Origin of the sequence: Gallibacterium genomosp. 1 (assembly GCF_001678575.1) — a bacterium.
GTDB lineage: Bacteria > Pseudomonadota > Gammaproteobacteria > Enterobacterales > Pasteurellaceae > Gallibacterium.
The window spans coordinates 81,105-107,634 of record NZ_JTJP01000026.1; the positions used below are offsets into that span (position 1 = coordinate 81,105).

Consider the following 26,530-nt stretch of genomic DNA (forward strand, 5'->3'; position numbering starts at 1 on the left):
GAGGAAAATAATGAGAAAAGTTATATTTTATTGGTTATTTCTCACTTGGTTATTTAATATCAAATATAATTTTATTCCATTACACCCATCATTTACGATGGGTGTAATTGGTATTTATTTAGTATTCCAAAATTATATTAACCGAGAGCGTATCGCAGTGAATATACTGCCACTAGCTTTCTTATTTTTGCCTTTCGCCTTTTCATTATTGCCGGCAAAATTATTAAATCCTAGTGGGTTTGAAGTTGCTTATTTAATCCAAAATGGATTAACGCCTATTGTTTATCTGTTCGCTGCTTATTTTCTCTATTGTTTTGCTACTTGGATTTATCAACGTGTTGATTACCAGAAATTAACTTCTATCTGGATTACTGCAGTTGTAATTCAGTCAATATTGACACTTGGCGTCAATATGTTGCCTTTTATGCAACAATTATTACTGTTTCTGATTAAATATAGTGAAGGTCGGGGGTTAATCATTGCTTCATTGGAGCAAGGAAATCGATTTATTGGCTTTGGAACACAATTTTTTGGAGCGGGAATTATTTATGCCTTCACTTTAATTTTGTTGAGTTTCCGTTTATCAAGACAGAGAAATAGTATTTTATTTATTCGTGATTTGATTTTATTTGCGTTTATCAGTTTAGTCGGTTTATTGTTAGCGAGAACAGTGCTTGTTGGTATTGTTATTGGTGCAGTGATTTTCTGTTTTCAGCGTTATTTTATTAACTATTATCGATTGGCGTTACTTTGCTTCTTATTAATTCCGGGCGTGTTACTATTGTTATTACTGTTCCTTTATGCTGTATTAAATAATTTACTTGGAATTGATTTAATGCATTCTAAATTATTCTACTTTGCAGCAGAACTTTTTATTAATCTATTTTCCGGGCAAGGACTAGAAACAGAATCAACAGATATTTTATTGGAAATGTATCAAATTCTACCGACAACATTGACAACTTGGTTGGTTGGTGATGGATTTTATTTAGCACAAAATAGCATTGATGGACTCTATTATATGGGAACGGATGTTGGCTATTTGAGAATTATTTTTTCTGCTGGAATTATTGGAGTAGTCATAAATATTTCCGTGCATTCCTATTTATGTGCAAAAATAATGGCAATTACACCATCAAGAGCAATGCTTTATTTTGCTTTATTGAGTCTTTATTTAATTTTATTGATTAAAGGGATGGTGAGTTTTATTGCTTTATTTGGTTATTTTTATATTGCTGAATTAGCGAGTGGAACAGAGAAAAATGCAGGATAATAAAATACATATTTTATATTTTTGTGGTATTGCAGTACACGGTGGAGTAGGTAGTTATTTAAAAACAGTTGCACAAAATTTTCCACAAGAAAATTATGTTTTACATATTAGCTATTATTCGCCAAAACGATTTTTTGAATTTGAAAATCAAATTTTAGCAATTAATCCAAGTGTTATTTTTCATCATCTACCATCATTTTCAATTAAAAATTTAATTACCGGAAAATTATGGAAAGCAACCAAGCAGCTTTATCAACAATATCATTTTAATTTAGTCCACGCACATAATCCTTATTTATCTTTTATGCATTTTTATTGTGCAAAACAGAAACATATAGGACGTATTTTGCATTCACACAGCAGTCAGCCTTCGGGTAGTAAGATTAAAGCCTTAATTAATCGTTTATTTTATTCACTAACAAAACCATTAGTGACAGATCGAATTGCGTGCAGTCGGGTAGCAGGAGAATTTTTATTTAAAAATCAGTATTATAAAATTATTTATAATGCGATTGATTGTAATAAATTTGTTTTTAAAGCAGATATTAGAGCATTATTACGTAATCAATTTAATTTATCTGATAATACTATTGTTTTAGGGCATATTGGTAATTTTGAACCTGTTAAAAATCATCATTTTTTATTAAATTTAATTTCAATATTAGCGAAAAGAACGGAAAATTATAAATTGTTTTTAATTGGTGTCGGTGCTGGAGAAAATGAGTGCAAGCAATGGGTGCAAAAGCATAAATTACAAGATAAAGTTGTCTTTTTAGGTTTTCGTCAGGATGTACCGCAATTATTAAATATATTTGACCTTTTTTTATTACCCTCTTTTTTTGAAGGGTTTCCACTTTCCGTGTTGGAAGCACAATGTAACGGACTACCTAATTTGATCAGTGATCGAGTTACAAACGAAGTGGCTATTACCGATTTAGTTCAGTTTTATTCAATAGCAAATATTGATCAATGGATTGATGCAATTAGTGTGATGCAACAGAATCAGAAGCGTGAGGACTATGCTCATATTATGTCGGAAAAAGGGTTTTCTATTGAACATCATATACAACAATTAATGGATGTATATCAGCAAGTTTTACAACGTTCACACTGAGTGTGAAGGAGTTTTTAATGAAGTTTTCAGTTTTGATGTCTTTGTATTATAAAGAAAAAGCGGAATATTTGTCTCAATGTTTTGCTAGTTTAGCGGTACAAACTGTTCCGGCGAGTGAAATTGTTTTAGTGTTTGATGGGCAGATACCGCAGCAGTTGCAAGATTGTGTTGATGAATGGCAACAGAAATTACCGCTTAAGATTGTGCCGCTACCAGAGAATGTAGGTTTAGGTAAAGCGCTAAATGCTGGATTGATAGAGTGCAGCAATGAATGGGTATTCCGGATGGATACTGATGATCTGTGTGTTCAAGATCGTTTTGCGAAACAGGTTGCTTATATCGAAGCCCATCCGGAGGTGTCTATGGTTGGTGGACAAATCGAGGAATTTGATGAGGCTAATCCTGGAGTTACTTCAATTCGCCGTGTGCCGGTTGAAGATGCAGATATCAAAAAAATGGCGCCGGTGCGCAGCCCGTTCAACCATATGGCATTGGCATATAAAAAATCAGCAATTCAAGCAGTAGGTGGTTATCAGCATCATCTCTTTTTAGAAGATTATAATTTATGGTTACGTTTTTTAAGTGCCGGTTATATTGCACATAATTTGCCTGATATTTTAATTAAAATGCGAGCAGGGCAAAATATGTATAATCGCCGTCGTGGTATGCAATATTTTAAGAGTGAATGGAAATTAGCCAAATTAAAAATGAAATTAGGTATACAGAATCCAATCGGCGCATTAGTAGTATTTTTTGTGCGTGCATTTACCCGAATTTTACCGGGAAAACTATTAGGGAAAGTTTATAAATTTTTAAGAAAAATTTAGGAATAAAAATGAAAAAAGTGGTATTAATTCCGGTATTTTCATCAGAAAATTTAATTAATAAAAATGTGTTGATGCTGGAAGGTAAATTGGTTGCCGGTTATAGCATAGAATCAGCATTGGCAGCAAAATGTTTTGAACGAATTATTGTTATTACTGATAAACAACGATATAAAGATGCCTTAAAAACTTATCCTATCGATGTTTTCCAAGTAGAAAAAACGATTTGTTCAGTACAGGCATTATTGACTATTTGGCAACAATTAGATCCAATGGCAAAACAGAATGATTATGCTGTAATTTTAATGCCTGAAACGCCTCTACGCACAATCGAACAGATCGTGCAATGTTGTCAATTATTCGAACAACAGGAAACAGATTATTTATATTCTATTGATCCGAAAAAACAGGAAAATCATTCAATTTATTTGTATCGATTACCATTTAATACGTTAAATAAATTGGCGAATATTCAAACTTATATGATGGATAAAGAAGGATCATTATTTATTGAAGATAGCTTTGAATATGAATGGGTAAAAGCAATTTTGCAATTAAGAATAAAAAATCAAACTTCTTTATTAAATGTTCAACGTAGAATAAGAGAAAAATCTAAAGATTTTAATCGTATTTCTGATATTACATTGGTAGGGCATTCTCTTTGGGATTATTGGCAAATTGAACAGTTAAATAATATTGAAGTGAACAATTTAGGCATCGGCGGCATTACCACTCAACAATATGTTGAACTAATTTTACAGAAGCAATTAATAAAAGGGTTAGGAAAAGATACCTTAATATTTTTAGGTATTAATGAAATGTTTCGTGTTGGTTGGCACGCAGAAGATACGCTTTATTGGTTGGATCAAACAGTGCAATATTTGAGAAAAATTAATGCAGAAAGTCGAATCTATTTAATGGAAGTAAGTTATGTTGCTTTTAAACGAGAAGTTAACAGTAAGATGATTGATGATTTTAATCAGCAATTGAGAGATTATTTTTCTGATAAAAATATTACATTGGTTGATGTGAACAGTGTTTTGCAGGATCAATATCATCAATTAGACTTAGCATTCACTTCTGATGGATTGCATTTTAATCCTATTGGATATAAAAAATTAGCCACCTTATTGCAAACAGTATTATTTAATTAGGACTTAATAGATGCAGCAATTAAAGCTACCAGTAAAATTACTTATTTTTTCAATTTTTTTATTTTTATTTTTTCGATTATTATTTATTGGATTATATCCAGATTATTTTCTTGATCAGATTAGTATAAAAGAGCTATTACAATCTTTTTTGTATGGAATTAGATTTGATCTTAATATTAGTGTTATTTTCTTGTCTCCTATTTTATTAATTAGCATATTACCTTTTTCTATAATTGGTTCTTTAAGATTTCAAAAGGTTTTATCTTATTTTTCACTAATTGTTTTTATTGTTTTTTCTATCATTTCTTTGATAGATTTGGCTTATTTTGGTGAAGTGTATCGTCATTTGGGTAGAGAAATTTTTTTAGTTAATAAAGATATAGGTTTTCTTTTTGATGTTGCTTTTAAATCACGTTTACTATACACCATTTCAGGATTTATTATATTAGGGATGATAATATTAAGTTATATTGCTTTTATTATTTATCCATTAAAAAATAGTGTAAATTTGAATTCGAGTTCTATATTTTCTCGCATTTTATTGGGAACTTCTTTTCTTATTTTTTGTTTTTGGCTAGCACGAGGAATGATTATTCAAGGTAGACCAATTAGTTATGCGGATGCTTTCGAGAATACAATATCAGCTTCACAAGCTAATCTAGTTTTAAATAGTCCATTTGTTGTGTGGAAGCAGTTCCGTAAGCAAGAAAAATTAGGACCAATAAATTTATTAACGGATAAAGAAAAAGATCAAATCTCTTTTAGAGATGATGTGTTTTTATTCCAATCAAATGAGAAAGAAAATTATAAAAATATAGTTTTTATTTTACTGGAAAGTTGGAGTTATAAATATATTGATGGTTTGGCACATCGTAATTATAATGTTACACCTTTTATCGATTCATTAATTGAAAAATCAATAGTTTGGGATAATTATTATGCTGCAGGGAAAAGGAGTATTATTGGTATTCAAGCAGTTCTATCGTCTGTACCAGCATTAAATAATCATCCGGTATTGGGTTTTGGATTAGAGTTAAATAAGATAAGTAGGATTGGTAAAATATTAAACGATCATCAGTATCGCACTATTATGATGCAGACATCCAACCGTAGATCTTTCAATGTAAACAGTATTGCTAATGTTCTTGGATTCCAAGAATATTATGGCAAGGAAGATGTTCCTATTATAAAAAAATATCCACAGGAACCACCACATTTCGGCTGGGATTATGATAGCCTACAATTTTTATTAAATAAATTAAATGAAACACCAGAAAGTAAACCTTTTTTTGCTTTTTTATTTACTGGATCTACACACGAACCTTTTGCTGATGCTGGTGAAGAGTTTCATATTTATCCGCATGATCAATCTAATGAAAATGGTTTTTTAAATACTCTTCGTTATTCTGATTGGTCATTGGAACAATTTATGAAAGCAGCCGAAAAACAGCCTTGGTATCAAAATACTATTTTTATTTTTACTGCGGATCATACATTAAATTCATTACCTTCAGAAAATTTAAAAGAGCAGTTTCATATTCCTTTGATTGTTTATTCACCGGATGGCAGTTTACCGGCAAAAAGAGAATCTCAATTTGCTTCACAATATGATTTATTTCCAACAATGTTGGATTTATTGGGTATTGATACGCCGATATCTACTTTCGGACAATCTTTATTACATCCAAAAACAACTGCACCGACATTATTTGTCAGTAACGGACAAATTATTGGTATGATCAGTCCTGCCGGAACAGCTACTTTTTTAGAACAGAAGCAGTTGTCTATAAGTAATGATAATGATGAATTAAGACAGCAAATATTAAAATTCAAACAAAGAGTTACTTTAGCGGATATGATGTTGGATAATAACCAGTGGGCTAAGTAAAGGGAGATAAATATGCAACAGCTAAATTCGGAAAATAAAAATATAGATCAGCAAGAATTGGATAAATTTTCCAAAATGGCGGCGACTTGGTGGGATTTCAATGGTGATTTTAAACCAATTCATCAATTAAACCCTTTGCGTTTGAATTATATTTTGCAACACAGCAATGGGTTGAATGGGAAAAAAGTGCTGGATGTTGGTTGTGGTGGCGGTATTTTATCTGAAAGTATGGCAAAATCCGGCGCAAACGTAACCGGTATTGATATGAGCCCACAGCCACTTGCCGTTGCCAAACAACACGCACAAGACAATAATTTAATAATCGATTATCAGCAATCTACAATTGAAGATTTTTTACAGCAACATCAACAACTTCAAGCAGAAAAATTTGATGTAATTACTTGTATGGAGATGTTGGAACACGTTCCTGATCCGCTCTCAATTATTCGTAGTTGTCGGGAGTTATTAAAACCTGATGGCGTATTGTTTATGTCTACCATTAATCGTACGTTAAAAGCTTGGGCATTAGTGGTGATTGGTGCAGAATACATTTTGAAAATGTTGCCAAAAGGCACGCACGATTATGAAAAATTTATTAAACCAGCGGAATTATTGGCTTATTGCGACCAAGTTGGATTAGCTTGTCAGCAATTGAAAGGATATCACTATAACCTGCTTACCGGTAATTTTTGGCTTAATGATGATGTCAGCGCCAATTATTGGGGAGTATTTTGCCATAGTCAGAATGAGGTATAACAATGTTGTGTGCTATTTATAAAAGTCGCAGAAAAGATGGAATGTATCTTTATATTGAAAAAAGAGATGATTTTTCATCAGTACCTGAGTCATTATTAAACGCTTTTGGGACACCTCAATTTGTGATGTTGTTCAATTTAGACGGAAAAAAGAAATTAATTCATACAGATAATCAAAATGTTAAAGAGCAGATTGAGCAAAATGGATTCTACTTACAGATGCCTCCGCCGGTAGAAAATCTCTTGAAAACACTTAAAAATTAGTTAATTCTTCCGCAACACAACCCACTCAGCACAATATTGTGCTGAATATGTCGAGGAAAGAAAATTGTTTAGATAATGCTGCTATGGAAAGTTTCTTTGGTCGGATGAAGGTGAAATGTTTTTATAACAACACCTTCGAAAGCATTGAAGAACTGGAATTGGTTATCAAAGAATATGTTCGTTATTACAATGAAAACAGAATTTAATTAACATTAAATGGACTGAGTCCTGTTCAATATAGAATTCAGTCCTTAAAACAATAGCCAAACTTTTCGGGATCAGAGCATTCAACTCTTTTGCTTTTTTCTTTATTTATATTGTTTACGCCAAAATGGAGTAGTGATATTAAATTTTCTGTTTATACAAGCTAACATATTGATTATATTGAGTTTATTTGAAAGGTGTTTTTAAATATTTCTATCCTTACGTGTAAATTTACATTTCTTTAGTAAAATTTACTTGCCCTCCCCCCCCCTAAAAACTTATATATACTCCTACGTAAATTAACTTAATCCTGAAGGAGTATTTGAAAAAATGAAAAAATTACTTTTAACAACTTTAATTACCGCTGGTTTAGGCTTATCGGCACAAGGTGCGTTTGCAGATAACCCACCAGCACAAAAAGGCACTATTACTATCAAGGGTAAAATTGTGGATACTACTTGTACAATTAATGAAGGCACTCCTGATATTACTGTTACCTTAGCTACAATTTCTAAATCTGCATTGCCTAACGCAGGTGATACTGCAATGGATACTCCATTTGATATAAAACTAACAAATTGTAGTAAAACAGGAGACGGAGCATTTTCTTCTAGCGAAAAAATTTATGCTGCCTTTATTAATGATCCTCAAAAAGTGAGTAAAGATGGGCGTTTGCTTAATAAAGCCACTGATACTCCAGCCTCTGGCGTGACTATTGAAATTGCTAACAATGCTTCCGATAACACAGTAATTAAGATTTCTCAATCAGCTACTGCACAAGGCTCTAAAACTGTAGCAATAGAGGGCGATTCACCAAATGGGTCTGCGACTTTACGATATAAAGCACGTTATTATGCAGAAACTAATAGTGTTACTGCTGGTAATGTTAAAGGTCAAGTTGATTATATGATCGCATACGAATAATCTATGTTCTAGTTCTTTTACGGGCAGATATTCTGCCCGATTTTTTATCATCTTTGTATTTGTTGGAGGATGTTTATGTTAAAAAAAAGATTTGCTACGATTTTTATATTGGCTGCTTTCTGGGCTTCTTCCTCGACAGCAAATATTGTTATTACAGGCACGCGGGTAATTTATCCATCTGATGCCAAAAATGTGAGTGTTCAATTAACCAATGTAGGCGACTCACCTTCATTAGTGCAAGCTTGGATTGATGATGGTGATGCTAATACACCACCAGAAAAAATTCAAACGCCCTTTGTGATTACACCGCCTATTTCTCGTGTTGATGGGAATAAAGGTCAAACATTGCGTTTAATTTATACAGGGGAATCATTGCCCTCAGATCGGGAATCACTTTTTTATTTAAATGTGTTAGATATTCCACCGTCGCCAAAAGATAAGAGCAAAAATTATTTACAAATTGCCTTACGCAGTCGTATTAAGCTATTTTACCGTCCTGCGAATCTTCCTCTTTCACCATCAGAAGCTTACGCCAAAGTAAAATGGCAATTAAAAGGTAAACAATTACAAGTGGATAATCCAACGCCATATTACATTACCTATGTCGGTGCGGGTGTTGGTCAAGGGAAAAATATGGCTAAAACCTCACGAGCTAATATGATTGCACCGTTTTCTAAAGCTGTTTTTGAATTGAACAAAGTTCCTTCAGGAAAAAATACTACTGTACAATGGGATATTCTTAATGACTATGGTAGTGATTCGCTTGGGAGCAGCCCATTACAATATTAATGCCTGATGATTATGCGAAATATTTTCTTACCCTTAACAAAATTTAGACGTAGCTATATATCATTGGTGCTATTTAGTAGTTGTTGCATCAATAGTTATGCTAGTGACTACGTTGAATTTGATTCTGATTTTTTATACGGCAGTGAAGCTCAAAAAAATATTGATATTAAACGGTTCAGTTATGGGAATCCCATTCCTGCTGGTGAATATCTTGCTGATGTTTATGTAAATAATGAATTACGTGGACGTATTACTTTACAATTTGTGGAGCTTTCTGATCAAAAATCTATCGGACTTTGTGCTACACCAACGTTGCTAACATTATTAGATTTAAAGTCTGCTGCGTTTTCAGGTAAAACTCATCAAGTTAAGCAATGTCGCTTATTTGCACCACAAGTACCAGAGGCAAAAGTAAATTTTGATACTGGACAATTGCGATTAGATGTAGATATTGCACAGGCTCTAGTTGTGCAACGTCCAAAAGGTTATATCTCACCTGCACAATGGCAAGATGGTATTCCTGTAGCATTTTTGCGTTACAACGCTAGCCATTATCGCTACCAATACAGTGATCAAAATTTTTATCAAAGCTATCTAGGCATTGAGTCAGGTATAAACTTGTTTGGCTGGGCATTACGTCATCGTGGGTCTATGAGTTGGAGTCCGCAACAAGATTCTCATTACCAACGGATCGCTACTTACTTACAACACGATGTTGCCGCACTTCGTGGGCAATTAACTATCGGTGATTTATATACTAATGGCGTTTTGATGGATAGTTTATCACTGCGTGGAATAAAGTTAGCATCTGATGATAGAATGTTGGCTAGTTCTGAACGCGGTTATGCTCCCGTTATTCGTGGCGTTGCGAATAGCAATGCTGTTGTCAGCATACGGCAAAATGGCAATTTATTGCGAGAAGTGTCTGTTCCTCCCGGTGCGTTTTCAATTGATGATCTCTTTCCAACAGGGTATGGTGGCGATATTCAAGTAGAAATTTTAGAAGCAAATGGAGAAAAACGCACTTTTACTGTTCCTTATACGGCGGCAGCACAATTAATTCGTCCAGGCTATAGTCGTTATCAAATTGCTGCTGGACGTTATCGTTATGGTAATGTTGTTTTTGATACAAATGTTGCACAAGCCACTTGGCAGTATGGTTTAACTAATAATTTAACATTGAATCTTGGGGCGATCCTGTCTAAAGATTACCATTCTGAGCTGTTAGGTCTTTCTTTTAATACACCGATTGGAGCATTTGCGGCAAATGCAACGCTCTCTAATGCAACTTTTCATAATCTTGATCAAAAATTTAAGGGATACAATCTTTATTTTAGTTATAACACGCATATCGAACCAACAAATACAAACGTTACTTTAGCTGCATATCGTTATTTATCACGCGATTACTTCAGTTTACAAGATGTCATTTTAGCAAATGGACGGAATTTTGCTTACGAAAACGGACTGAATTTATCATTGAATAGCTATCGCCCAAAAAATCAATTTCAGGTATCTGTAAGTCAAACATTTAAAGACGGATGGGGTGGGGCTTATATTACTGGAAGTACGTTTACCTATTGGGGAACTAAGCAAAAACGCAATGAATACCAAATTGGCTATAGCAATAATTACAAGAAATTAAATTATAGTCTGTCATTTTCTCAATCAATTAATAATGATGGCAACAATGATAAACGAATTTATCTTTCTCTATCATTACCATTAGGTGATAACGCTAATGGCTCTTATCTTTCACAAGATATTAGCCATAGCGTTAAGGATGGCTATTCTGCCTATACGTCATTATCTGGTACATTGGGTGAACAACAGCGTTATACCTATACTCTCTCTGTCAGTAAGCAACAACAAAGTGATGTTAGTTCAATTGCTTTTAGTAACACCTATTCTAGTTCTTTTGCCCGTCTTAATGGTTCATGGAGTCGTAGTAATAAAGGTAATCAACAAATGTCTGTTGGTGCTTCTGGAGCTGTTGTAGCTCATCCAAAAGGCATTACATTATCCAATGATTTAGGTGACAACTTTGCGATTATTCACGCCAAAGGTGCAAAAGGTGCGTTGATTAATAGCGCAATAGGTAATGAAATTGATTATTTTGGTAATGGTATCGTGCCATATGTTGAACCATATACTATCAATTATATAGGTTTAGATGGCAATAATTTGCCGAGTTCTGTTGAATTAGCTGCTACCGAGCAACAAGTTATTCCTCGTGCTAACCAAGCACTTTTAATTAATTTTGCAACCACAGCAGGCTCAGCCGTGTTCTTTGAAATCGAAAACAAAGAACAATTGCCACCATTAGGAACAGAAGTATTTGATCAAAATGAGAAATCTATTGGTGTTGTTGCACAAGGTGGCAAAATTTATACCAGAGGTATTGCTGAAAAAGGTGAGCTTCATTTCAGCTGGGATGAGCATCGTTGCCGAGCGAATTATCAGTTACCAGAACAAGAAGACGGTAAATTACTTATCGTACCAATACAATGCCAATTTTATTAAAAGGGGGAAAAATGAAAGGGAAAATAATTCATTGGTTTATATCGATGATGGCTTTGGTGATTTTGTTTAAACCATCATTTTCTTTTGCCTATATGTTTGAAGGGGAAGAGTTTAGAACACCAAAAGAAATAACAGACGAAACCCGCATCCAAGGAAAACGTTTTAGCGTTAATTATACTCGTGTTGGTTATAATGAGGTGGTTTATAGTTGGAATATAGGTGAAATAATGGCGGGAGACTACTGTAGAACACGCAAGGGTGTAACGAATCCACCGGATCAATTTTGGCTAGAAATTAAATATATTGATACACAAGAAAAAAATAGTCAGTATTTTGAAAGAAGATTACTGGAAGTAAATAATCGTCTAGTAACAATTAGTGATGCAAGCTCATATCAATTTGCCATTGTTAACCGAGGACAACCATTGACATTTGATTTAAGACTAAAGCTAAAAGATACTTTTCTCTATAATACAACGCCAGCGAATATTTCTATTCCGGCAAACACGCCTTTGGCAATCATTACGATGTTATGTGTGGATAAAATGACATCAGGTAATACCGTAGCGGATTATCAAGCTAATGATAATAGGGGTTATAAATATAACTCATTCTCTATAATAAAAATTATCTCCGCGAATGAGGCAACCTTTAGTTTTGCCCGAACCTGCACACTGGAAAATAATAACCAACCGGTTAAACTAAAAGATGTGACTGTAAAAGAACTTAATGAGAATGACGAAGTGCTAGGTAACACTTTTGATATTGGGCTTAATTGCCTCGGAGGAAGTGTAAAAAATGCTTATATTCTCTTTACTGATGCTCTTTTTCCAGAAAATACAGGCACGCTACCGTCTGTTGGGGCAATTGGACGATTACATTCACCTGAAACCGCTAATACATACACTGTATTAAGTGTAAAAGATTCAGTGACTAAACAGTATTTAACTTATAGACAACCTTTAATAGCAAACGGTGATTTTTTTAATAAGCCAACAGGAAATCAAGCGGCAGGTTTTTACTCATTTAATCAGGAGGCATTAACTATTAATCAAAAGCCTAAGCATCGTTATGAGGTTTATTATCGTAAATTACCAAATAAAACACCAAAAGGTGGAACAATATCAGCCAAGATGACTTACAATATTTATTACGATTGATAAAAAACTATTCCCACTTTTGATCTGCACCCTAAAGTTGGACTGATTATCCAACACACAGAGGTGCAGATTTTTTATGACTAAAAACAGTCAAATATTTAAAAATCTGTTTTTTTACCATCCAGAAAATCTGACCAGAATGAGGAAAAGCAAGCGCTCAGAGTGCTTTCCCCATTCTCTTTGGGCAAGCAAAGACAACCCTACGGGTTGAACGTTGCTTTAGCAACGGCACGAAGTGCAAGGCGCAGCCGCAGTAAAATGGGGTCGCTCTTTAGGGCGAAATCTAAGCCTCAATACAAAACCAAAACATTAACATCCTCACCATAATGCATTACAATAACACCCCAATTTTCTAACAATATAATCAAGCAAAATGTTCAAAAAAGCAGTACTCACCGTTCTCACCTTAGCATTGGTAGGTTGTGGCAGTTCCACTAATAAAACGCCATCCGATGTTAATTATTCCCAGCCACGCTCTGTTGCTAACTTTGATCAATATGTCGATTATCTGCGCCAACAGGCAGTAAAACAGGGCGTTGATGCCAATGTGGCATATTCTCAACAAAATATCCGTTTTGTTGAACGTTCTATTGAATTGGATCAACAGCAGGCAGGGCGTAAGCGTACAGCTAAACCTAATCAACCTAATCCAAACGGTGTGACCAATTATCTTAATAAAGTGCTGACAATGAATAAAATTGCGTTGGCAGTGCGTTATTTCAGCGAACAGAATCAAGAAATAATGACAGCCAGTCACCGTTTCGGGGTGCAACCACAATATTTGGTGGCATTGTGGGGAATGGAAAGCAGTTTCGGACGTTATCAAGGCAATTTTGATGTACTGTCTGTATTGGCAACATTAGCATTTGAAGGCAGACGAGAATCACTGTTTGCACCGGAATTTATTAAAGCGTTGGAAATTATTGATCGAGGTCATATTGAGCGTGAACAGATGAAAGGATCGTGGGCAGGCGCAATGGGACAAACGCAATTTATGCCAAGTTCATATTTAAGTTATGCCAAAGACGGTGATGGTGATGGTATCGCTGATATTTGGACAAATTATTATGATGCGTTTGCCTCTATCGCTAATTATTTAGCTACTGTTGGTTGGAATGATAAATTGCCGTGGGGCGTTGAAGTTCAGCTTTCTACTAGGATTGATCCTTCATTAAGTGGAGTGGAAAAGCATAAAGCCAAATCTGTAAGTGATTGGTTAAAACGAGGCGTTGTTGTGCCACAGGATCGATTTTCACAACAGGCATTGGCGAAGCTTCAATCCGATCCGGTTTGGTTAGTGTTGCCAAACGGCTTGGCAGGACGGGCATTTTTAGTATCTCAGAATTTTAAAACCATTATGGACTGGAATAAATCTTATTACTTTGCTATTAGTATCGGTAAGTTTGCCGATGCAATAGCACAACGAGTGATGTTGTGATGTTAACAACTGTTTGTATCTAAACTCCGTTTCTAGCGGAGTTTTTTATGAAATTTAGTCTTGTTTATGGTTTTATCTTGTTCAAGAAAGAAGAATAGACAACGGAAACTTTGAATAAAGTTTAATAATAAAAAGGAGAATATTAAGGATTATCTGAGATAATATGAAAAGGATGGCGGAGGAAAAGAGATTCGAACTCTTGGAGGACGTAAATCCTCGCCGGTTTTCAAGACCGGTGCCTTCAACCACTCGACCATTCCTCCGCAGGATAGCTTGTTTTCAGCGATGTGAAATATAGTATAGTTCAGAGAGCGAGTAAATAAAAATTTGTAAAAATAGGTTTGATAGCACGCTTTTTGAGCTTTATGTGCTTTTTTTACACTTTATGCTTTTCTTACACCTATTTTGATTGACTTTTAATGTTGAAATTATTACCGTTATCAGGTTATTTTTGGATAGTTAAGGAGACTGAACTTTATGCAACAAAAAATTGTTATTGATACCCGAGAAAGCGCTTCTTCAGTGTTGAGTACCAATCGTGTATTGCGTAACACATATTTTTTATTGGCGTTAACAATTGCGTTTTCCGCGTTAACCGCTTATTTATCAATGGCGTTTAATTTGCCATATCCGGGGTTAATTGTGATGTTGGTCGGATTTTATGGTTTGTTATTTTTAACTTATAAATTCGCCAACAGCGGTTTAGGTATTTTAGTTACATTCGCTTTTACCGGATTTTTAGGGTATACCTTAGGGCCGATTTTAAATATTTATGTCAGCCAAGGATTAGGTGATCTTGTTGTTACTGCATTAGGTGGTACAGCATTGGTCTTTTTTGCTTGTTCAGCATATGTTTTAACAACGAAAAAAGATATGTCGTTCCTTTCCGGTATGATGTTTTCGCTTTTTATTGTGTTAGTTGTTGGTATGATTGCTGGTTTGATTTTTAATCTTCCGGCATTGCATTTAGCGATTAGTGCCTTATTTATTGTGTTCTCAAGTGGCGCTATTTTATTGGAAACCAGTAATATTATTCACGGTGGAGAAACCAATTATATTCGCGCAACAGTCAGCATTTATGTTTCGCTTTATAACATTTTTGTCAGCTTGCTCAATATCTTATCCGCTGATCGTGATTAATATTAAGTGAGTAACAGAAACCGCATCAATCGATGCGGTTTTTTTATGGCTTGTAAATTGTAACGATAGGTAATTTAATCCATTATTGAACATAGAATTTTGTACAATAACTAAAAAACAGAGGAATATTATGGCACAGTTAGATTTTAACGGTAAAAAAATTGAATTGGATGCACAGGGTTATTTATTAAATAGTGAGGATTGGACTCCCGCTTTGGCTGAAATATTGGCAGAGCGTGAAGCATTGACATTGACTGAAGCTCATTGGGAAGTGATCCATTTTGTGCGTGATTTTTATCAAGAATATAAAACTTCGCCAGCTATCCGGATGTTAGTTAAAGCAATGGCGCAGAAATTGGGAGAAGACAAAGGGAATAGCCGTTATTTACAGCGTTTATTTCCTGATGGGCCGGCAAAACAGGCAACAAAATTAGCAGGTTTGCCTAAGCCAGCGAAATGTTTGTAGTTGAGAATTATTCTCAAATAGAAAATATTGTGGTAGGATAGTAAAAGTTAATCTGAAGATAAGGAGAAATGAGGTGTTAAGAAAAGCATTATTATTGATTTTTTTGTTGATTGCACCACTAGCAATGGCGAAACCGTTTAAAGTGATTACTTCATTTACTATTATTCGGGATATTGCACAAAATGTTGCCGGTGACAGTGCTATTGTGGAGTCGATTACTAAGCCGGGTGCAGATATTCATAATTATCAGCCGACACCAAAAGATATTGTTAAAGCACAGGATGCGCAGTTGATTTTATGGAACGGTTTGCATTTGGAACAGTGGTTTGAGCGTTTTTTCAATAATTTGCCTAATGTGCCGAGCGTGATTGTCAGTGAGGGCGTTGAGCCGTTATCCATTTACGAAGGGCCTTATCAAGGCTTTGCCAATCCGCACGCTTGGATGTCGCCGAAAAATGCAATGATTTATGTGGAGAATATTCGTCAAGCATTGGTGAAATATGATCCGCAACATCAAGATAATTACAACCATAATGCAGCGGTTTATCGACAAAAACTGATTGAATTAGATAAGCAATTTCAACGGCAGTTGGCTTTTATTCCTACAGAAAAACGTTGGTTAGTCACCAGTGAAGGCGCATTTAGTTATTTAGCGAAAGATTATGGCTTTTCTGAATTATATTTGTGGCCGATTAATGCTGAACAACAAGGCTCTCCGCAGCAAATTCGTCACGTTATCGAACAGATGCGTAAACATCGATTGCCGGTGATTTTTAGTGAAAGCACCATTTCCGATAAGCCAGCAAAACAGATTGCGAAAGAAACTGGTGCGAATTATGGTGGGGTACTTTATGTTGACTCACTTTCGCAGCCGGATGGTGCGGTGCCGACGTTTCTTGATTTATTGACAGTCACAGTTAATACAATAACAAAAGGATTTAAACAGAATGACTGATTTAGCTTCTTTGGTAGTTGATAATATTAGTGTACGTTATAACAACGGACATACGTCGATTCAACAGATGTCTTTTCATCTTGAAGGTGGTACCATTTGTGCCTTAATTGGGGTAAACGGCAGTGGAAAATCAACACTGTTTAAAAGCATTATGGGGTTAATTACACCACAACAAGGGCAGATTAGATTATGTGATAAAAGTGTTAAACAAGCACTGAAGCAACATCTTGTCGCCTATGTGCCACAAAGTGAAGAGGTGGATTGGCAATTCCCGATTTCTGTTTACGATGTGGTGATGCAAGGGCGTTATGCACATATGAATTTTTTGCGGATGGCAAAAGCAACAGATAAAGTCGCAGTTGAACAGGCGATGGCAAGAATGGATATTACCCATTTAAAAAATCGCCAAATTGGAGAGCTTTCTGGTGGTCAGAAAAAACGGGTGTTCCTAGCGAGAGCATTAGCTCAGCAAAGCCAGATTATTTTGTTGGATGAGCCTTTTACTGGTGTAGATGTGCAAACAGAAGTAGCTATTATTAATCTGTTACAGCAGTTACGCAAGGAGGGGCGTTTAATTTTGGTGTCAACACATAATTTAGGTAGCGTGCCGGATTATTGTGATCAGGTGGTAATGATTAATCGAACTGTTATTGCCAGTGGTGCGACGGCAACCACTTTTACGCAGGAAAATCTGGAAAAAGTGTTCAGTGGTGTGTTGCGATATATCAAGTTGCACAGCGAACATTTACACGAAGACGGTGATGAACGAGCGGTGACTGTGTTAACAGATGATGAAAAGGCAGCGGTGTTTTATGGTAAAACAAAAAATGAGCCGCCGGCAACATTATTCAATCGTAAAAAAGGAAAATAATATGTGGGATCTGCTGATACAGCCGTTTCAATATGATTATATGTTTAAAGCGATTTGGGTTAGTGCGGCGATTGGCAGCGTATGTGCCTTTTTATCTGCTTATTTAATGTTAAAAGGTTGGTCATTGATCGGAGATGCTTTGTCGCATTCGGTAGTGCCTGGCGTGGCGATTGCTTATGCGTTGTCATTACCGTATGCGATTGGTGCGTTTTTTTCCGGTATTTTGGCAGCAGTGGCGATTTTATGGATAAAGGCGATTACCCCATTGCGTGAAGATGCCATTATCGGCTTTATTTTTACCACCTTTTTGGCTTTGGGGTTATTTGTGATTTCATTAAATCCTACTTCGGTGGATGTAGAAAGTATTATTCTTGGTAATATTTTGGGTATTGCTGACAGTGATGTATGGCAAGTTGTGATAATTCTGACGGTCAGTTTTATTTTGTTATTGCTGTTTTGGAAAGATTTATTACTTGTCTTTTTTGATGAAATTCAAGCGAAGGCGAGTGGATTAAACCCAATAGCATTAAAAGTACTGTTTTTTACTTTGTTGAGTGCTTGCATAGTTGCAGCTTTGCAAACCGTTGGTGCGATCTTAGTAATCGCAATGGTGGTGACGCCGGGAGCGACAGCTTATCTCTTAACCTATAAATTTAAAATTTTGCTGAAAATTGCGGTTGCTTTCGGCTTTTTCACTAGTGGTTTGGGGGCTTATTTAAGTTTTTATCTGAACGGAGCAACCGGTGGCATTATTGTTACTCTGCAAACATTACTGTTTTTGTTGGCTTTTGCTTTTTCGCCGAAATACGGCTTTTTTACGCAACGTTATTATCACGTTAGCCGGAAACATTAGGAGATCACAATATTGGCTTGGTTAATTGAATCAATTTCATATCCCTTTATGCAGGTTTCATTGATAACTGCTTTAATGATTGCGACAATCTGTGCAGTATTGTCTTGTTATTTGGTATTAAAAGGTTGGGCATTGATGGGAGATGCTATTTCACATGCAGTTTTGCCAGGTATTGTGTTGGCTTTTATCTTTAATTTACCATTGACGTTAGGCGCTTTTCTAGCTGGAATTGGTTGTGCTAGTAGTATCGGTTTTTTGAAAAATCACGCACGTTTGAAAGAAGACACCATTATGGGCATTGTGTTTTCTGGAATGTTTGCTTTCGGCTTGGTTTTGTTCGGTCAGGTACAGACTAATCAACATCTTACTCATATTTTATTTGGTGATATTTTGGGCATTGATCGCCAACAGATGTGGCAAATGTTGGCAGTGGGTGCGGCGATTTTAGTACTGATTTATAGTAAATGGCGTGATTTGTTGCTTTATTGTTTTGATCCTGTGCAGGCAAAAGTGATGGGATTAAATACTACTTTTTTGCATTATGGTTTGTTGTCGTTATTATCTTTGTCAATCGTGCTGGCAATGCAGATCGTTGGCGTGATTTTGGTAGTAGCAATGCTAATTTCACCGGGAATCACTGCATATCTGTTAAGTAAACGTTTTTCTACAATGTTATTGATTGCGATAGGAAGCGCATTATTATCCAATATTGGCGGAATTATCATCAGTTATCATCTTGATAGTGCAACTGGCGCAACGATTGTATTGACCCAAGCTATACTTTTTATCTTTGCGGTGATGATTAATAAATGGAAAGATCGCCAATTAAGCAAAGTGAGCGTTAATTAGTGCAAAATACGGAATATTTCTAAAGATTCCTGTTCTGTCATTGGAAAACACTCTAAATGGGTAACTTTGGCAGTTTTCGGACCTTTTTGTAGCCACTGTTGAAAGGCAGCAAGTTGTTGTTCCGTGCCTTGTGCCAACACGGCAACGCTGCCGTCATTTTGATTTTTAACCCAACCGAAAATACCTAAACGTTGCGCTTCGCGGTAAGTAAAATAACGAAAACCAACACATTGGACACGACCATAAACGATAAATTGTTGTGTTTTCATACGAAACCCTCCAAATTTTTATGTTCTTTTGAAAAGAAATGGCATAAGATAATAACCTCTTAAACCGGCTTTAACTTTTACTAGGAGTGTACATGAAATTATCACGTTTTGCATTGGCCTGTGTCGCCGCAACTGTTTCAATGAGCAGTTTGGCAGCAACTGTAACCGTAACACCAAACATTTCTCTTCTTGCCATTGATGGTGAAAAAGCAAAATCCTCTCTTACAAAATCTCAAAACAGTTTTAATATTAATGATAACAACAAGCACCAAGTTGTTGTTCGTGTATCTGAAGTAGTTGATAACGGTTCAGATAAAACGCTATTTGAATCTGATCCTATTATTGTAACTTTCCAAGCAGGCAATCAGGATTTAGTGATTAGCGCACCGCGTTTAGATAATATGCGTAACGCAAATATGTTTGCTAAAGATCCAAAAATTGTAGTAAAAACCAGTGCAGATCAAACTGTGGTAAGCAAACAAGATATTCTTAAACAAACCGGTATTTTTCCTGATACCCGTATTGCGGAAGACTTAGCAGAATACAATGCCTCCCAAGGTGTGGCAGCTGTACCTAATTTAGTTTCAGTCAGTATGCCGGCAGCGATTCCGACTGCAGCAGGCGCAAAAGCGACTAAAGCGAAAATTACTGTTCAAGGTGAAAATGTTGCAGAACAAATGTTGCAATATTGGTATCAACAGGCAGATAAAGAAACTCAAGCTCGTTTCTTAAAATGGGCACAAGGAAAATAATCCTATAGGGTTAGTTATTGATTTAAGGTAAAATAAGCGGGCAGTTTGTCCGCTTTATTTTTATAAAAAGGAGTCATTTATGCAACAAACAACTAGAAAATTGGCGCAGCAGAAAACAGTAGCTTTGGTTGCACACGACCATTGTAAACAGGATTTGATTTTGTGGTGTAAAACTCATCAGCAACAATTATCACAACATCATTTAGTGGCTACTGGAACGACAGGCCATCTTATTCAAAAAGAAACGGGGCTTAATATTCATAGTCTATTGAGTGGACCGATGGGAGGAGATCAACAGATAGGTTCATTAATTGCCGAAGGGAAAATAGACGTTTTAATTTTTTTCTGGGATCCGATGAATGCCGCACCACACGATCCAGATGTAAAAGCATTGATGCGTATTGCTACTGTTTGGAATATTCCAACCGCAATTACCAAAGCTTCAGCTAATTTTTTAATTTCATCACCATTCTTCACGCAAGAAACAGAAATTCAAATTCCTGATTATCAAGGTTATTTAACGGAGCGCTTGAAATAATATATGTGGAATTTTATTTTTAATCTTTTAAATTTTATATTGGGCGGTTTTGCCACTTCATTAGGATGGCTAATCGCCTCTTTTTTTAGTGCAATGTTAATTGTTACATTACCTTATACGCGCAGTTGTTGGGAAATTTTTAAATTATCACTAGTCCCTTTTGGTCACGATATTGTGCATATTAATCAGATTGAACCGCAACATCCGATAATGAATGGACTAGGTTCGGTATTAAATATTATTTGGTTTATTCTGTTTGGTTGGTGGTTGGCAATAATGCATATTATTGTCGGTGTAACTCAATGTTTAACTATTATCGGCATACCGACCGGCATTATGCATTTTAAATTGGTTCGTATTTCACTCTTTCCGGTTGGACAACGGGTGGTGGATAAAGAGTATGCGAATTTTTTAAAACAAAATAAATTTTTTGATTAAAAAATAGAATTATGATTCATCAAATAATAAAAAAAATAAATACAAATTGGTTAAATAGCAAGGTTATTGCCATTATTCCTATTTTTTTAGCAGTGAATATTGTTTCAATAATTGTTTGGTATTTTAATATTGCTTCAGTCAGTATGCCTTTGATATTGGGGACAATTGCCGGTGGCTTGGTTGATTTAGATAATCGTTTAAGTGGCAGATTAAAAAATCTTTTTTATACATTAATCGCCTTTGCTATTTCTTCTTTAGTTATTCAAATTACCTTTGTCGATCATTATTTATTTATTTTAATAATGGCGATTTTAACTTTTTTATTCACAATGTTAGGTGCAATTGGACAACGTTATAATACGATTGCGTTCGGTAGTTTAGTGGTCGCACTTTATACTATTCTTGCTTATGATCCGAATCAAATTTGGTTTATTAATCCACTGCTTATTTTAGTTGGTACATCTTTATACAGCTTCTTAACAATGTTGGTTTATCTGGTTTTCCCTTTGCGACCCGTGCAAGAAAATTTAGCTAAAGCCTATTTATCACTTGCAGAATATTTACAGGCGAAAGCAGAGTTATTTAATCCAGATAATCGAGAGCTGGATTTGGATCGATATCAAACTCGATTGGTGATGACAAACAGTAAAGTGGTTCAGGCTTTTAATCTTTGTCGAAGTGCATTATTTTATCGCTCCTCCGGCGGTTATGTGTCTAATACAACATTAAGATTGATTAATAGTTATTTTATTGCGCAAGATATTCACGAAAGAATTAATTCAAACTATTTTGATTATCCAAAATTATTGGAAGATATGAAATATAGTGATTTGATTTTTAGAATTCGTTATTTAATTGAGTTACAAGCTAAAATATGCAAGGCGTTTGCGAAACATCTACAGAAAAATGAAAACTTTATTTATCATAAAAAACTCAGATATGCGTTTGAACAGTTGCAACAGTCTTATGTACATTTTCAACAACAATTTCCTCATTGTGAACATTTGAGTAATCTTAATATTTTATTGGAGAGTTTCCATAAAATAGAGCAGCAATTATCTCGTTTAGATGCAAGAGCAAAAGACATTGATACAACAACAGTTAATTGGCGTATTCATCAGGATCGTATTACTGGATTGGCCAATATTTTTCGGGTAATTAAAAATCAATGTACATTTGAATCTCAACTATTCAGACACGCAGTGCGTTTAACAATTGTGGTAACGGTATGTTGCCTAATTGCTAATAATGTGCCGATTGAGCGCGGATATTGGATTTTATTAACAGCTGTTTTTGTGTGCCAGCCGAATTATACGACTACTCAAGCACGACTTAGACAGCGTATTATTGGCACGATTTTAGGTGTATTAGTCGGCTCATTATTACCTTATTTTTCCACTAGTTTGGAAAGTAAATTGGGAATTGTGGTGATTGCTAGTACTTTATTCTTCTTTTTCCGTACCAATAATTACAGTTTTTCCACTTTCTTTATTACTATTCAGGTATTAATGAGCTTTGATATTATTGGAGTTGATATTGCTTCGGCTACTTTACCGAGAGCAATTGATACTTTAATAGGTTGTTTTATTGCCGGATTAGCTGTTTCTTATTTATGGCCGGATTGGAAATATCTACGTTTAAATTATACGTTAATTAACGCATTGAAGAGTAATGCGAGATATTTATTAACAATTATTGTGCAGTTGCAATTCGGTAATCATAATGATCTGAAGTATCGAATTATTCGTCGACAGGCACATGATAATGCAACGGCATTAAATACTGCTGTGTCTAATCTTAATTATCAAGGTTACAAGGATAAATCACGTTTAAACAATGCTTTTGATTTACTAAAATCAAACTATGCTTTACTAAGTTATATTGCTGCGTTGGGAACATTTCGTAGTCCAATGGGAGTTTCACATTTAAATACACAGATGCTAATTCATTTATATCCTATTTCTCGCCATATTGTGGAAATATTGGATGATTTTGCACAACTTAGTAAGCCGGAATTTGAGCAATCAATGCTGGATGTCACAAAATTATTATCTGATTTACAACAACAAGGTAGCGTGAACAGTGAGTTATCAGCACTTCTTCCATTAGTAAAACAGTTAGAAGCGATTGTGAAAACGTTACCTACTTTATTTACAGATTATCGGAAAGAGGTGGAATGCCAATAACTTAATAGAATAAGGGAATGTTAATATGGCCAAATTGATTGATAAAAGGTGTGCCTTAAGCACACCTGATATTTTAATTAATAAAATGCTTTTTTAGCTTTTTGTAATTTTTCATATGCCTGCAATAATTTTTGATGTTCACTAAAATGAGATAATGTTTCATCGCTAGGCGGCAGTAAAAAGAACGGATTGCCGCCATTAATCGCATTCCAAGCAAAATCAACGGCTTTTTCACCATACATCCGATTAAATACCTCACGATATTGCGCCGGATCACGATTTTCATCTAAAAATAACTCAAGACTATTAATTAAAGCACGATAATAGTTAGCCTGTTCAGCATTAAAAATAGAGCTATTCATTTGGTATGTCCAAGTTGCCCATTCCAATGCGTTTTCTAAATCACCTAAGGCAAGATAAAGCATTGATTTTAATTCGCCAATACGTAATGTTTGCCAGCTGCTATTTTTCGGAGCGATGATACCAATAAATTCTCGTACACGCACTGCATCGTCAATCGCTTGTTCATCCAATTCTGCTAATAGTTCCTGATAAGTTTCTGGATCGTGATTGAAATTAGGTAGATCCAATATAATTTCACGCCAATCCATTCCCATATTGTTGTTGGCGTAAATTAAGTCGTCAGCCGGATAAATATCAGACATTCCCGGAACGATAATACGACAAGCGTAAACACCGAGATGTTGATAATCCATAATGTAGACCTCTTTATTTTCACGGTGGAACAGAGACATCAGATTTTCATATTCTTCAGCAGTTGTGCCGGAAAAATCCCAATGAACAAATTCATAGTCGCTTTGTTGTTTGAATAAATCCCACGAAATCAAACCACTGGAATCAATAAAATGGGTTTCTAAGTTAGCGTGATCGGCAACATCATCATTATTGAATGATGGTGGTGAGAAAACATCAAGATCTTTTAAACTTCTACCTTGTAATAATTCAGTAACAGTACGCTCCAATGCGACTTCAAAGTTAGGATGTGCGCCGAAAGAGGCAAAGCAAGTGCTGTTATGAGGGTTAAGCAACACCACGCAAATAACCGGATATTGTCCACCTAATGAGGCATCAAATGCGTAAATAGGAAAACCTTCTTCCTCTAATTTAGCAATCGATGCCTGCACAGATGGATATTGAGCTAATACTTGTTTTGGAATTTGTGGCAAGCTGATTGCTTCGGAAATGATTTTGTTTTTTACAAAACGTTCAAAAACTTCAGATAGCCCTTGTACACGAGCTTCATTTTGTGTGTTGCCCGCAGACATTCCGTTAGACACATAGAGATTATTGATGATTGCTTGTGGAATATAGATTGTTTTTTGATCGGATTGACGCACATAAGGCAATGCAACAATACCTCGTTCATCATTACCGGATTGAATATCGACCAATAGATCCGGTGTTAGTTCCTGATTTGGATCAAAATAATCCAGCAACTGATTATCAAGAATACCATTCGGTAGTAATTCCGGATCTTCAATTGGGAACCATTTTTCGTTCGGATAATGAACAAATTCGCTATCAGCAATTTTTTTGCCTAAATAGTAATCAGAGAAAAAGTAGTTAGTAGAAAGACGTTCAAAATATTCACCAAGAGCGGAGGCAAGAGCCGCTTTTTTACTGGCTCCTTTGCCGTTGGAAAAGCATTGTGGACATTCTTTATCTCGAATGTGTACCGACCAAACATTAGGCACCGGATTAAGCCAAGAGGCTTCTTCAATATTGAAACCAAGATTTTTTAATTTTTGTTGGAAGTTGGAAATAGAATCTTCCAAAGCGGCATCTTTGCCTAAAATAAAAGTTTGTTCTGTCATACATTATCCTTATTTTGTTATTGTTAGTAATTACAGCGTTTTAATGCATTGAAAAAGATTAAAATAGATTTGTTTTCGATTTGAATAAAAGAGATGAAAACAAAAAAGATGTAGCGATAGTACGGGAGATTTGATCCTCCCGCAAGCTATTTCAGTGATTACCAATATTTAAACAATCAGTTTTTCAGAATTTTGTTTAAGGCATCTGCTAAGGTTGGCAGCGTGAATTGAAAACCGGCTTTTAGCAGTTTTTCTGGATAAACTTTCTGACTATTTAGCAATAATGAAGCTCGCTCGCCCCAAATTAAGCGTAATAACCACGCAGGAACGTGGCAGATAGCAATACGCTTCATCAGTTTTGCTAAAGTTTTATTGAATTCCTGATTGCTGACCGGATTTGGTGAAACTAAATTAAAAGCACCGCTGCACTGAGGGTTTTTTAATAGAAAAATAATCGCATTAACCATATCCGGAAGACTGATCCAAGACCAAATCTGTTGACCATTACCTAATTTACCGCCAAACCAGTGATTATATAATGGTAGAATTTTTGCTAACAGACCGCCGTAACTGCCTAATACTAAGCCGGTACGTAATAAACAGACTCGTGTATTCGCTTGTAAAGCGGTATTTTCCCATTGTTTGCAGAGTTGACCTTGAAAATCATTAGCAGCAGGCATTTTTTCAGTGAGTGTAGTTTGATTATTATGCCCATAATAACCAGTAGCAGAGCCGGAAATAAAGGTATGTGGTGGTTGATTGCTTCTGTTAATCAGTTCAACCAATTGTTGTGTAATATGCACACGGCTATCTATCAAACATTTCTTTTGTTCATTATCCCAAGGTTTATCAAAAATAGGCTCGCCGGCAAGGTTAATTACAGCGTCAAATGTATCTAAATTCTTGAAAGATGATAAAGAAGAAAGAATAGTCGTTTTGGTGGAAAATTGAGAACGATATATTTCTGGTGAACGAGAAATGAGCGTAATTTGATTCCCTTCACTTTCGAGTTGTTTCAATACTGCTCGACCAATAAAACCTGTACCGCCTGTGATTAGTATATTCATA

The 26,530-nt window shown here is 35.3% G+C and carries 25 protein-coding genes, 1 tRNA gene and 1 pseudogene; 23 read left to right on the plus strand and 4 right to left on the minus strand.

Annotated elements, in window-relative coordinates:
• Positions 1-10 precede the first annotated feature (10 nt).
• The 13 genes and pseudogenes from QV04_RS05845 to QV04_RS05900 all read left to right on the plus strand — a co-directional run bounded on the left by QV04_RS05845 (position 11) and on the right by QV04_RS05900 (position 14,310).
• Positions 11-1,273, plus strand: coding sequence for a hypothetical protein (locus QV04_RS05845; RefSeq protein ID WP_065231132.1), 1,263 nt, complete (start codon positions 11-13; stop codon positions 1,271-1,273).
• A complete protein-coding gene (locus QV04_RS05850; protein WP_065231133.1) occupies positions 1,263-2,387 on the plus strand; it encodes a glycosyltransferase in 1,125 nt (374 codons plus the stop codon). The genes QV04_RS05845 and QV04_RS05850 overlap by 11 nt, the downstream gene beginning before the upstream one ends.
• 17 nt (positions 2,388-2,404) lie before the next feature.
• The gene (locus QV04_RS05855) at positions 2,405-3,214 is read left to right on the plus strand and encodes a glycosyltransferase (RefSeq protein ID WP_065231134.1); all 810 of its coding nucleotides are present in this window, start codon (positions 2,405-2,407) and stop codon (positions 3,212-3,214) included.
• Between the two features lie 8 nt (positions 3,215-3,222).
• Positions 3,223-4,365 (plus strand): GDSL-type esterase/lipase family protein, encoded by a 1,143-nt coding sequence (locus QV04_RS05860; protein WP_065231135.1) that lies wholly within the window; start codon positions 3,223-3,225, stop codon positions 4,363-4,365.
• Positions 4,366-4,375: 10 nt separating this feature from the next.
• Positions 4,376-6,253 (plus strand): LTA synthase family protein, encoded by a 1,878-nt coding sequence (locus QV04_RS05865; protein WP_065231136.1) that lies wholly within the window; start codon positions 4,376-4,378, stop codon positions 6,251-6,253.
• Positions 6,254-6,265: 12 nt separating this feature from the next.
• Entirely contained in the window at positions 6,266-7,009 is a 744-nt protein-coding gene (gene ubiG / locus QV04_RS05870; protein WP_065231137.1) for a bifunctional 2-polyprenyl-6-hydroxyphenol methylase/3-demethylubiquinol 3-O-methyltransferase UbiG, read from the plus strand.
• Between the two features lie 2 nt (positions 7,010-7,011).
• Positions 7,012-7,272 (plus strand): YcgL domain-containing protein, encoded by a 261-nt coding sequence (locus QV04_RS05875; RefSeq protein WP_013745120.1) that lies wholly within the window; start codon positions 7,012-7,014, stop codon positions 7,270-7,272.
• Between the two features lie 44 nt (positions 7,273-7,316).
• Positions 7,317-7,478: pseudogene (locus QV04_RS11290) on the plus strand (IS3 family transposase); the annotation flags it as partial.
• A 328-nt stretch (positions 7,479-7,806) separates the two neighbouring features.
• Entirely contained in the window at positions 7,807-8,400 is a 594-nt protein-coding gene (locus QV04_RS05880) for a fimbrial protein (RefSeq protein WP_065233305.1), read from the plus strand.
• Between the two features lie 75 nt (positions 8,401-8,475).
• Positions 8,476-9,189 carry a molecular chaperone gene (locus QV04_RS05885; protein ID WP_039095418.1) on the plus strand — a complete coding sequence of 238 codons (714 nt, stop codon included), beginning with the start codon at positions 8,476-8,478 and terminating at the stop codon, positions 9,187-9,189.
• Positions 9,190-9,201: 12 nt separating this feature from the next.
• On the plus strand, positions 9,202-11,712 hold the full coding sequence (locus QV04_RS05890) for a fimbria/pilus outer membrane usher protein (RefSeq protein ID WP_231924860.1): 2,511 nt from the start codon (positions 9,202-9,204) through the stop codon (positions 11,710-11,712).
• An 11-nt stretch (positions 11,713-11,723) separates the two neighbouring features.
• Positions 11,724-12,872, plus strand: coding sequence for a fimbrial protein (locus tag QV04_RS05895; protein ID WP_065233322.1), 1,149 nt, complete (start codon positions 11,724-11,726; stop codon positions 12,870-12,872).
• Between the two features lie 373 nt (positions 12,873-13,245).
• On the plus strand, positions 13,246-14,310 hold the full coding sequence (locus QV04_RS05900) for a lytic murein transglycosylase (protein WP_039135307.1): 1,065 nt from the start codon (positions 13,246-13,248) through the stop codon (positions 14,308-14,310).
• Between the two features lie 173 nt (positions 14,311-14,483).
• Here the strand turns inward: QV04_RS05900 and QV04_RS05905 are convergent.
• Positions 14,484-14,573: transfer RNA gene (locus tag QV04_RS05905), tRNA-Ser, on the minus strand.
• 214 nt (positions 14,574-14,787) lie between these two features.
• Here QV04_RS05905 and QV04_RS05910 point away from each other — a divergent pair.
• The 6 genes from QV04_RS05910 (at position 14,788) to QV04_RS05935 (ending at position 19,444) form a co-directional block, all read left to right on the plus strand.
• Positions 14,788-15,450, plus strand: coding sequence for a Bax inhibitor-1 family protein (locus QV04_RS05910; protein ID WP_039135304.1), 663 nt, complete (start codon positions 14,788-14,790; stop codon positions 15,448-15,450).
• Between the two features lie 130 nt (positions 15,451-15,580).
• Positions 15,581-15,916, plus strand: a complete 336-nt coding sequence (locus QV04_RS05915) for a TusE/DsrC/DsvC family sulfur relay protein (RefSeq protein ID WP_018345889.1) — start codon at positions 15,581-15,583, stop codon at positions 15,914-15,916.
• A gap of 124 nt (positions 15,917-16,040) precedes the next feature.
• Positions 16,041-16,871, plus strand: coding sequence for a metal ABC transporter substrate-binding protein (locus tag QV04_RS05920; protein WP_197494802.1), 831 nt, complete (start codon positions 16,041-16,043; stop codon positions 16,869-16,871).
• Positions 16,864-17,742, plus strand: coding sequence for an ATP-binding cassette domain-containing protein (locus QV04_RS05925; protein WP_021462219.1), 879 nt, complete (start codon positions 16,864-16,866; stop codon positions 17,740-17,742). The genes QV04_RS05920 and QV04_RS05925 overlap by 8 nt, the downstream gene beginning before the upstream one ends.
• A 1-nt stretch (position 17,743) precedes the next feature.
• Positions 17,744-18,595 carry a metal ABC transporter permease gene (locus QV04_RS05930; RefSeq protein WP_039086362.1) on the plus strand — a complete coding sequence of 284 codons (852 nt, stop codon included), beginning with the start codon at positions 17,744-17,746 and terminating at the stop codon, positions 18,593-18,595.
• A 48-nt stretch (positions 18,596-18,643) separates the two neighbouring features.
• Complete coding sequence (locus QV04_RS05935) at positions 18,644-19,444, plus strand: metal ABC transporter permease (protein WP_065233323.1); 801 nt, start codon at positions 18,644-18,646, stop codon at positions 19,442-19,444.
• Here the strand turns inward: QV04_RS05935 and QV04_RS05940 are convergent.
• Positions 19,441-19,713, minus strand: coding sequence for an acylphosphatase (locus QV04_RS05940; protein ID WP_065233307.1), 273 nt, complete (start codon positions 19,711-19,713; stop codon positions 19,441-19,443). The genes QV04_RS05935 and QV04_RS05940 overlap by 4 nt on opposite strands.
• Positions 19,714-19,805: 92 nt before the next feature.
• On the opposite strand from QV04_RS05940, the gene QV04_RS05945 reads away from it, so the two are divergent.
• From QV04_RS05945 to yccS, 4 genes are all read left to right on the plus strand, one after another.
• Positions 19,806-20,465: a curli polymerization inhibitor CsgI-related protein gene (locus QV04_RS05945; protein WP_039153491.1), complete on the plus strand. Its 660-nt coding sequence runs from the start codon at positions 19,806-19,808 to the stop codon at positions 20,463-20,465.
• Positions 20,466-20,544: 79 nt separating this feature from the next.
• Positions 20,545-21,003: a methylglyoxal synthase gene (locus QV04_RS05950; RefSeq protein WP_021462214.1), complete on the plus strand. Its 459-nt coding sequence runs from the start codon at positions 20,545-20,547 to the stop codon at positions 21,001-21,003.
• A gap of 3 nt (positions 21,004-21,006) precedes the next feature.
• Positions 21,007-21,441: a YccF family protein gene (locus QV04_RS05955; RefSeq protein ID WP_039173829.1), complete on the plus strand. Its 435-nt coding sequence runs from the start codon at positions 21,007-21,009 to the stop codon at positions 21,439-21,441.
• Positions 21,442-21,452: 11 nt separating this feature from the next.
• Positions 21,453-23,627, plus strand: a complete 2,175-nt coding sequence (gene yccS, locus QV04_RS05960) for a YccS family putative transporter (protein WP_065231142.1) — start codon at positions 21,453-21,455, stop codon at positions 23,625-23,627.
• A 77-nt stretch (positions 23,628-23,704) separates the two neighbouring features.
• Here the strand turns inward: yccS and ycaO are convergent, their stop codons facing one another.
• Entirely contained in the window at positions 23,705-25,462 is a 1,758-nt protein-coding gene (ycaO, locus tag QV04_RS05965) for a 30S ribosomal protein S12 methylthiotransferase accessory factor YcaO (protein WP_065233308.1), read from the minus strand.
• A 176-nt stretch (positions 25,463-25,638) separates the two neighbouring features.
• Complete coding sequence (locus QV04_RS05970) at positions 25,639-26,529, minus strand: TIGR01777 family oxidoreductase (protein WP_065233309.1); 891 nt, start codon at positions 26,527-26,529, stop codon at positions 25,639-25,641.
• Between the last annotated feature and the right edge of the window lies 1 nt (position 26,530).